10 protein-coding genes, 1 tRNA gene and 1 pseudogene are annotated in these 6,527 nt (G+C 63.7%); 2 read left to right on the forward strand and 10 right to left on the reverse strand.

Going from position 1 to position 6,527, the window contains the following annotated elements:
* Window positions 1-398: helix-turn-helix transcriptional regulator (locus ACIQ2E_RS11315; protein WP_398330414.1), on the forward strand; the 398-nt coding region annotated here is incomplete at its 5' end.
* On the opposite strand, the gene ACIQ2E_RS11320 is transcribed toward ACIQ2E_RS11315, so the two are convergent.
* The 8 genes from ACIQ2E_RS11320 to ACIQ2E_RS11355 all read right to left on the reverse strand — a co-directional run bounded on the left by ACIQ2E_RS11320 (window position 367) and on the right by ACIQ2E_RS11355 (window position 4,877).
* Window positions 367-1,077 (reverse strand): pentapeptide repeat-containing protein, encoded by a 711-nt coding sequence (locus ACIQ2E_RS11320; protein ID WP_398330417.1) that lies wholly within the window; start codon window positions 1,075-1,077, stop codon window positions 367-369. The two genes, ACIQ2E_RS11315 and ACIQ2E_RS11320, sit on opposite strands and share 32 nt — an antisense overlap.
* Window positions 1,077-1,934 (reverse strand): bile acid:sodium symporter, encoded by an 858-nt coding sequence (locus tag ACIQ2E_RS11325; protein WP_398330420.1) that lies wholly within the window; start codon window positions 1,932-1,934, stop codon window positions 1,077-1,079. Before ACIQ2E_RS11325 ends, ACIQ2E_RS11320 begins: the two co-directional genes overlap by 1 nt.
* Window positions 1,931-2,314 carry a YidH family protein gene (locus ACIQ2E_RS11330; protein ID WP_398330423.1) on the reverse strand — a complete coding sequence of 128 codons (384 nt, stop codon included), beginning with the start codon at window positions 2,312-2,314 and terminating at the stop codon, window positions 1,931-1,933. The genes ACIQ2E_RS11325 and ACIQ2E_RS11330 overlap by 4 nt, the downstream gene beginning before the upstream one ends.
* Window positions 2,311-2,697 carry a DUF1622 domain-containing protein gene (locus ACIQ2E_RS11335; RefSeq protein ID WP_398330426.1) on the reverse strand — a complete coding sequence of 129 codons (387 nt, stop codon included), beginning with the start codon at window positions 2,695-2,697 and terminating at the stop codon, window positions 2,311-2,313. Before ACIQ2E_RS11335 ends, ACIQ2E_RS11330 begins: the two co-directional genes overlap by 4 nt.
* A complete protein-coding gene (locus tag ACIQ2E_RS11340; RefSeq protein ID WP_398330429.1) occupies window positions 2,687-3,253 on the reverse strand; it encodes a hypothetical protein in 567 nt (188 codons plus the stop codon). The genes ACIQ2E_RS11335 and ACIQ2E_RS11340 overlap by 11 nt, the downstream gene beginning before the upstream one ends.
* A gap of 10 nt (window positions 3,254-3,263) precedes the next feature.
* Window positions 3,264-4,055 carry a mechanosensitive ion channel family protein gene (locus ACIQ2E_RS11345; protein ID WP_398330432.1) on the reverse strand — a complete coding sequence of 264 codons (792 nt, stop codon included), beginning with the start codon at window positions 4,053-4,055 and terminating at the stop codon, window positions 3,264-3,266.
* A gap of 132 nt (window positions 4,056-4,187) precedes the next feature.
* A complete protein-coding gene (locus ACIQ2E_RS11350) occupies window positions 4,188-4,637 on the reverse strand; it encodes a nucleoside deaminase (RefSeq protein WP_398330435.1) in 450 nt (149 codons plus the stop codon).
* 168 nt (window positions 4,638-4,805) lie between these two features.
* Window positions 4,806-4,877: transfer RNA gene (locus ACIQ2E_RS11355), tRNA-Thr, on the reverse strand.
* 49 nt (window positions 4,878-4,926) lie between these two features.
* On the opposite strand from ACIQ2E_RS11355, the gene ACIQ2E_RS11360 reads away from it, so the two are divergent.
* Complete coding sequence (locus ACIQ2E_RS11360; protein ID WP_398330438.1) at window positions 4,927-5,196, forward strand: DUF3493 domain-containing protein; 270 nt, start codon at window positions 4,927-4,929, stop codon at window positions 5,194-5,196.
* Here the strand turns inward: ACIQ2E_RS11360 and ACIQ2E_RS11365 are convergent.
* Together ACIQ2E_RS11365 and ACIQ2E_RS11370 are read right to left on the reverse strand one after the other, a co-directional pair.
* On the reverse strand, window positions 5,080-6,006 hold the full coding sequence (locus ACIQ2E_RS11365) for a low-complexity tail membrane protein (RefSeq protein WP_398330441.1): 927 nt from the start codon (window positions 6,004-6,006) through the stop codon (window positions 5,080-5,082). The genes ACIQ2E_RS11360 and ACIQ2E_RS11365 overlap by 117 nt on opposite strands.
* Before the next feature lie 19 nt (window positions 6,007-6,025).
* Window positions 6,026-6,527: pseudogene (locus tag ACIQ2E_RS11370) on the reverse strand (translation initiation factor IF-2); the annotation flags it as partial.

Consider the following 6,527-nt stretch of genomic DNA (forward strand, 5'->3'; position numbering starts at 1 on the left):
TGCAGGTCAACCGTGCCCGGGATGCGGGGTCGTCGCGTGAGCGCGTGTTTGAAGAGCTGCTCGAGTGGATTCGCGCTCACCTCACCACACCGATCACTCTCACCGCGATGGAACAGCACACGGGCTACTCGAGGCGCACCCTCCAGTTGGCCTTTCAGCAGCGCTTTGGTTGCGGTCCAGTGCAATGGGTTCGCCAGCAGCGGTTGGAGCAGGTGCGCTTGGCCTTGCTCGATCCCGAGCCCGGAGACACGGTGGGTCGCATTGCCCAGCGGTTCGGCTACAGCAGCCTTCCTGTTCTGAGCCGTGACTTCACCCTGCGCTACGGCCAGCGCCCGTCTGAGCTGTTGCGTCTTGGCAAGCGAGACCTCAAAAACCATGCGCCCCTTTCGCACCGCTGAGGTTCGCGCCCTCCAGCCTGGCTCCGGCCAGATTGGCCCCACTGAGATCGGTGTCGCGCAGATCGGCATACCGGAGATCGGCTCCGCGTAGATCGGCATCCCGGAGGTCACATCTCTGCAGATCGGCGTCGTGTAGGCAGGCGTCCTGCAGGTTGGCTCCCCGCAGATTCATGCCGCGCCAGCGGCCATGCGCGGCTTGGATCTCCTCGAGCTGTGCCCCACTGAGGTCGAGGCCATCGAGCCATAGGCCGCTTTCGCTGAGCAGTTCCAACGCTTCGTTGCGGGCGTAGCTGAAACGAGCCCCACTTTGTTGACAGGCTTGAATCACCTCCATCGCCTGGAGGTGGGAGTTTTGCCGACGCTGACGGCTCTCCAGGAGGTAAAGGAAGGCGGCGCTGACGATGCTCAGCGCCTCCACGTTGCTGACATTCACGATCCCGCCAGGATCGCTGAGGAAGCAGCCGTGGCTAAAGCCGTCTTGGCGGCAGTGTTCCCAGCGGTTCACCAGGGCCAGCAGCAAACCGGCTGCGCAGACGGCCAGCAGCAACCGCAGACCAAAGGAGCGATCCAGCAGCCGACTGATCGGATGCCGGCGACGGCGGTGCTGCTGTTCGGCCCAACTGGGGCGACGTCGGGGACGGGGGCCTGGTGGCCTGTTGTGATGAGACGTTGTTTCCATCAGGACACACGCTGGGCGCGCTGGAGCACGGGCCAGCTCAACAGCAGGGTGATCAGCACGTAGACCAGGATCGCCGCTTTCAGGCCCGTCAGCCCATCGCCGTACTCACTAGCCAGCAGCAGGGCCAGGCCGGGATTGCGCATGGCTACCACCAGCGCTGTGGTGATCGAGTGGGAGCTCTCGCCGCGGGACAGGCTCCAGCCGATGGCGAGAGACGCCAGCACCAACAACGCCATCAGCACCACCGCGCCAAGGCGGCTCAGGATCGATGCGATCAGCAGAGGCCCCGCTTTCAGCAGAATCAGCAGAGCCAGCAGCGCCAACAGCAGGTTGGCCAGGCGATCCAGTGGAGTGTGCAGGCGAGTGGCGATCTCGTTGCGCCATTGCCGCAGCCCAAGTGCCAACAGCAACGGGATCACTTGGACGCGCCCCACCTGCAGGGCAATGTCCATGGGTTGCACCTGCCAGCCGCTCAGCTGGAAGGTCTGCCGGAACAGCAGTGCCATCAGCGGAACCGTGACGATGGCGCCGATCGCGGCCCCGATCTGAATCAGTGCAGCCAAAGGTTGGTCACCACCGCTTGTTTTGGCTTTGCGCAGGGCCAGGGGAGCGCTGGGGCAGATCGCCATCAGGGCCAGGGCTGTGCGCTCCGGCGGAGGAATGGCCCAGCTCAAGGGAAGCTGGAGCAGGAGTAGCCCCACCAGCGGCACCAGCAGGCAGGAGCAGAGCACAACGCGAATCGGGAGGGCGGGATGACGCAGCCAACGCTGCAGCGCTTCAAGCTCCAGGTTCAGCCCCAGGGCAAACATCGTGCAGAAGAGGGTGATGCTGATCAGAAGAGCAACGCTTGAATTCATGGCCGTACGGCTCCAAACAGCAGCAGGATCAGGGCCGCCAAGCCGATCAAACTGATCATCACGGCGGTGGCATTGGCCAGCGATGGATGGTCGCCGTAGGTGAAGTTGTCGCGCAGCAGGCGCTTGAGGTTGGTGCGGTGCTGTTGGGTGGCGGCCAGCATGGCGGCCACGCCGGTGAGGATGAAGGCGATCGAAACCAGGCGCACGCTCCACTCGGCGTGGGCCTGTCCAGCCCCGCCTTGGGCATTGATGGCCGACACCACCTTGTCGAGGCCGAAGCCGAAGCTGATCAGCGCCAGGCAGGTGCGAATCCAGGCCATCAGGGTGCGTTCGGCCGCATCCCGGTTGCGTTGCCGTGCCAGGTGATCCGTGAGGTTCATGGGCGCAACGTGTCCTTAGCGCGCTCGGCCTCGAGTTCTCGGGCCAGAAACACATTGAGGAAGGTGCGAATCAGCGCCACCACCGCCAGGCGTATCAAGGTGTCGCGATTGGGGGAGGTGGTGGTGGCCACAATGTCGGCGCCGAGCTGAAACTCCAGGGCCAGCGAGAGCCAGGTGCCGAATTGCACCCGGACGGCGGACAGGATTTGAAGCGATGGAGCCGGCCGGGTGGTTGCTGTGCCGTAGCGGCTCCGCCAGCGCCCCAGGCCGGCCAGGCTCATCACCAGCCCCACCAGCACAGTGATGACCGAGAGCGTTTCCAGGGCCAGTCGTACGGCTTCGGCCAGCAGAAGCAGGGGCTGTTCCAGGAGCTCAGTACTCATCAGACGTGGAACGGGCTTGACGGAATAGATGGCTCAACCAGCCCGGCGCCACCAGGGCAAACACCAGGATCGTGAGCGCTGTGCTCAGACGGCTGGAGAGGGTTCGGGCTGTTTCCAGGCCACTGCTCACGTAGGTGAGGGTGACCACTCCGGCAAAGATGCCGGTGGTGAGGCCGCTGGCGGAGCGCAGCAGATCGCGTGGATGGCGCTCCGGCGTCCAGAGCCCACTGCGGCTGAGGCGATCGCCAGCCAGCCAGCCGGCGATCGCCAGGAGCAAAACCGTCAGCCCAGGTTCCAGCTGCCCTTGGGGTGTTTGAGGTGCCAGCAGGGAGCGGGTCAAGGTGCTGGCGGTACCCAGCAGGCTGCCGCAGGCCAGCCCTAGCCAGCCCCACCAACGCACTGGACTGATCAACCGGTTGATCAGTCCTGCTCCACCTGCGAGCAGCAGCGCCGTGAGCACGGTGCTGGGAATCAGCGGCAAGCACATGGCTAGGCCGAACGCCAGGCCGGCCCCGATCAGCGCGGCAGTGAGGCGCAGCACCTGAAGTTTGCCCATCGCCCAACAGTCAGGACGCCATGGCCACGGGGATGCGTGGCACTGGGAAGCCATGGGCTGAAAGCACCTCGGCGATGGTGCGGTTGGTGTCGAAATACACCTGCCAGTAGTGGTCAGTGTGGGTGTAAAGCCGAACGGCCAGTTTTGGCCCTCGTTCGCTGAATTCGAGAATCTCCACATCAGGAGCCGTCCCCACGCTCTGCTTGGGAATACTTGGCAGAGCCTGTTTCAAAACAGCAATGGCCTTGCCGACATCGGCGCTGTGATCGAGCTGGGCGAACAGGTCAACCCGGCGGTAGGTATGAACGGAGAAGTTCTGGATCGTGTCGCCGAACAACTTGCCGTTCGGCACGATATTGCGCACGTGATCGGGTGCAAGGATTGACGTCACAAACATGCCGATTTCTTCAACGGTTCCGGTAACACCGCCCCCACAGATGAAATCCCCCACACTGATCGGGCGGAAGATCTGCAGGAATACACCGGCGGCAAAGTTGCCCAGCAGGCCGCTCCAGGCCGCACCGATTGCGACACCAACACCAGCCAGCAGGGCAGCGAAGCTGGCGGTTTGGATGCCGAAGAAGCCGAGGATCGCAACCACCAGCACCACGCGCAGCAGAGCGCCAAGGATGTTGAGCAGGTAGGAGATCACTGTGGGATCGAGACTGCTCTGCTTGAAGGAGCGACGCAGCACCCGCATCGCTAACTGAATCAACCAGCCACCGATGATCCAGAGCGCAATAGCTCCGGCCAGTTTGAACAGAAACGGCATCACCACCGTCATCGCCTGGCTTGGATTCATGAGCATCCCAACGGGAGATCCTTTTTTTAGTCAGCCTTGACGACATCCGCAGCAGGATTTCGCGATTCGCCATGCCTTGCGTGAATGCAGCTGCGTGGCTGCTGCAGGAATTGCCGTTTCAGATTGGATGGTTCAGTGGCCGATATCTTCAGCCCAGAGCTCCGGTTTCTGCTGAAGCATGCGCTCCATCAAGGCTTCACAAGCCGGATCATTCAGGCACGCTATCTCGATCCCGGCCTCGTTCAGCCAGGCTTCCGCCCCTTGAAAGCTGCGGCGTTCGCCGATCACCACCCGCTTGAACCCCAGCAGCACAGCTGTGCCAGCACACATTGGGCAGGGCGAAAGGGTGGTCACGAGGGTGAGCTCGCGCCAGTCGCGGCGCCGGCCCGCGTTGCGGATGCATTGGGTTTCCCCATGGCTGGTGGGGTCGCCGTTCTGCACGCGTTGGTTGTGCCCGCGGGCCACGATCGTGCCGTCTTCCTGGGCGAGCACGGCGCCGATTGGAATGCCGCCTTCATGCCAGCTTTGTTCTGCTTCCTGGCGGGCTGCATCCATCAGTTGTTGCATGGTGGATGGTCCCATCGGCTTCTCTTGAAACGCGGAAGGTTTCACCTGCGTTGTAGCCACGCTGCGGCAGTTTGGCGGCGCCTGACATTGAGAGGACAACCGAGATCAAGGCCCTTCGCTGTGCACTGAAAACAAAGAAACGCCAGTGGTTGCAAGGCCTCTGGCGTTTCGATCACTTGAGCAAGCCGGTGACTGGATTTGAACCTGCGACCTACTGATTACGAATCAGTTGCTCTACCACTGAGCTACACCGGCAGCCGCATCAAATTAGCATTCAGGCAGTTGCGCCCTTTGGGCTCGCGTCATGGCACCACAGTCCCGTGAGCACTTGGATCCAGCTCTGCGGGCACGTTTGCTGCAGGAAAGCAAAACGCCTTGGCGAGGGCTCAGGCGAGGGCTTTGGCTGGCCTTTACGGCGTCTGCGGCGGTTGGCCTCGCCACGATGACGCTGCGTGCCTCAGCTGGTGAGACCGTCGCTCTCAGCGACCTCGGCATCCAGCTTGGAGCTCTCGTGCTCTTCGGCGGTCTCCTCTGGCGCGACCGCAACCCCAGCGTCGACGACGAGATCGCCTGAGTCGGGTTCTTCAGGCGGCTCTTCACGTGGTTCTTCGGTAACCGCTTCAGTCACTGAGTCGATCGGCTCGGGCGTGGTCTCCTCGCCGGGCTGTTCGCTCTCAACCGCAACAGGTTCGGTTGATGCTTCCGGCTCCGGCTGGGGCTCTGTTTTCGGCTGAGCGGTTGGTTCCGGGGTCGGCTCGGGTTTCGTTGTGGGTTCGGGTTGAGGAGCTGGCGCTGCGATCTCCAGCGGCGGCAAGAGCAGCAAGGGAAGCCCCAGATTCAGCCGGTCATCGGCGGCTTGGGCCTGGGTGAGGGGCAGAGTTTGTTCAACCTGGGCCGCGGGCCGACTGAAGAGCCAGAGGGTCTGAATCAGCTGGTGCCAGTGCCATTGCATCAAGGCGAGCAGCGGCAGGCTCACCAGCAGCACCACCAATCGCGGGCTGGCCGACAGGGGCGACCAGGCCCAGGCCAGGCCAGCTTTGGCATCCATCAGCCACACAAGCGGCAGGAGCAAGGCGGTGCCAGAGGCCGCGAGCAGTTTGAGGGGCAGGGCCGTTTGCAGAGCGCTCAGCCGCAGTTGCTCGGGCCGGCGACCCCGCAGGGGCACTTGAAGCAGCAGCAGCGACCACAGGTCGGGAGGGAGTCGCCAGAACAACACGGCCGGCGATAGGGCACCCAGGGCCCATGCCAACACGCGCTCAAAGCCAGGCAGCGGGCCGGGATCCGCGCCGGCGAGCACGAGCAGCAGCAACAGCGCCTCGAGTGGCAAGGCCGAGAGCCCCAGGAGCTGGAGCCACAGCAGGGGTTCGCGTCTTGCCGGATTCACGTGGTGCTGCAGCGCAGGATCAGGTGCTCAGTGTGCGGCGTTGGGTGACCAGTTTGTAGGCCTCAACGCGGTCGCCTTCCTGCCAGTTGGCGAAGCGATCGCAGCCGATGCCGCACTCGAAGCCAGTGGCCACTTCCTTCTGGTCGTCCTTGCCGCGGCGCAGGGAGTCGAGGTCGCCCTCGTACACCTTTTCCTTGCCGCGCCAGACGCGCACCTTGCAGTTGCGCTGCAGCTTGCCGTTGGTGACGTAGCAGCCCGCCACGGCGCTCTTGCCGATGGTGAACACCGCCCGCACTTCGGCTTCGCCGAGGCCCTCTTCCACCAGCTCGGGTTCCAGGAGGCCTTCCATGGCCATCTGGATGTCCTCGAGCAGCTTGTAGATCACGTCGTAATCGCGCACATCCACGCCGGTGGCATCGGCGGCGCGCTTGGCGCCCGGTGCCATCGAGGTGTTGAAGCCCACGATCACGGCGCCGGAGGCGGCAGCCAGATCCACATCGGTTTCGGTGATCTCGCCCGGT

Origin of the sequence: Vulcanococcus sp., from assembly GCF_044369115.1 — a bacterium.
In the GTDB taxonomy this organism is placed as follows: domain Bacteria; phylum Cyanobacteriota; class Cyanobacteriia; order PCC-6307; family Cyanobiaceae; genus Vulcanococcus.

Coding starts and splice junctions, on each gene's coding strand:
- ACIQ2E_RS11330 (WP_398330423.1), bottom strand. CDS start 2,314: ATGAACCTCACGGATCACCTGGCACGGCAACGCAACCGGGATGCGGCC.
- ACIQ2E_RS11345 (WP_398330432.1), bottom strand. CDS start 4,055: ATGAATCCAAGCCAGGCGATGACGGTGGTGATGCCGTTTCTGTTCAAA.
- ACIQ2E_RS11340 (WP_398330429.1), bottom strand. CDS start 3,253: ATGGGCAAACTTCAGGTGCTGCGCCTCACTGCCGCGCTGATCGGGGCC.
- ACIQ2E_RS11360 (WP_398330438.1), top strand. CDS start 4,927: ATGGCACCACAGTCCCGTGAGCACTTGGATCCAGCTCTGCGGGCACGT.
- ACIQ2E_RS11335 (WP_398330426.1), bottom strand. CDS start 2,697: ATGAGTACTGAGCTCCTGGAACAGCCCCTGCTTCTGCTGGCCGAAGCC.
- ACIQ2E_RS11350 (WP_398330435.1), bottom strand. CDS start 4,637: ATGGGACCATCCACCATGCAACAACTGATGGATGCAGCCCGCCAGGAA.
- ACIQ2E_RS11325 (WP_398330420.1), bottom strand. CDS start 1,934: ATGAATTCAAGCGTTGCTCTTCTGATCAGCATCACCCTCTTCTGCACG.
- ACIQ2E_RS11320 (WP_398330417.1), bottom strand. CDS start 1,077: ATGGAAACAACGTCTCATCACAACAGGCCACCAGGCCCCCGTCCCCGA.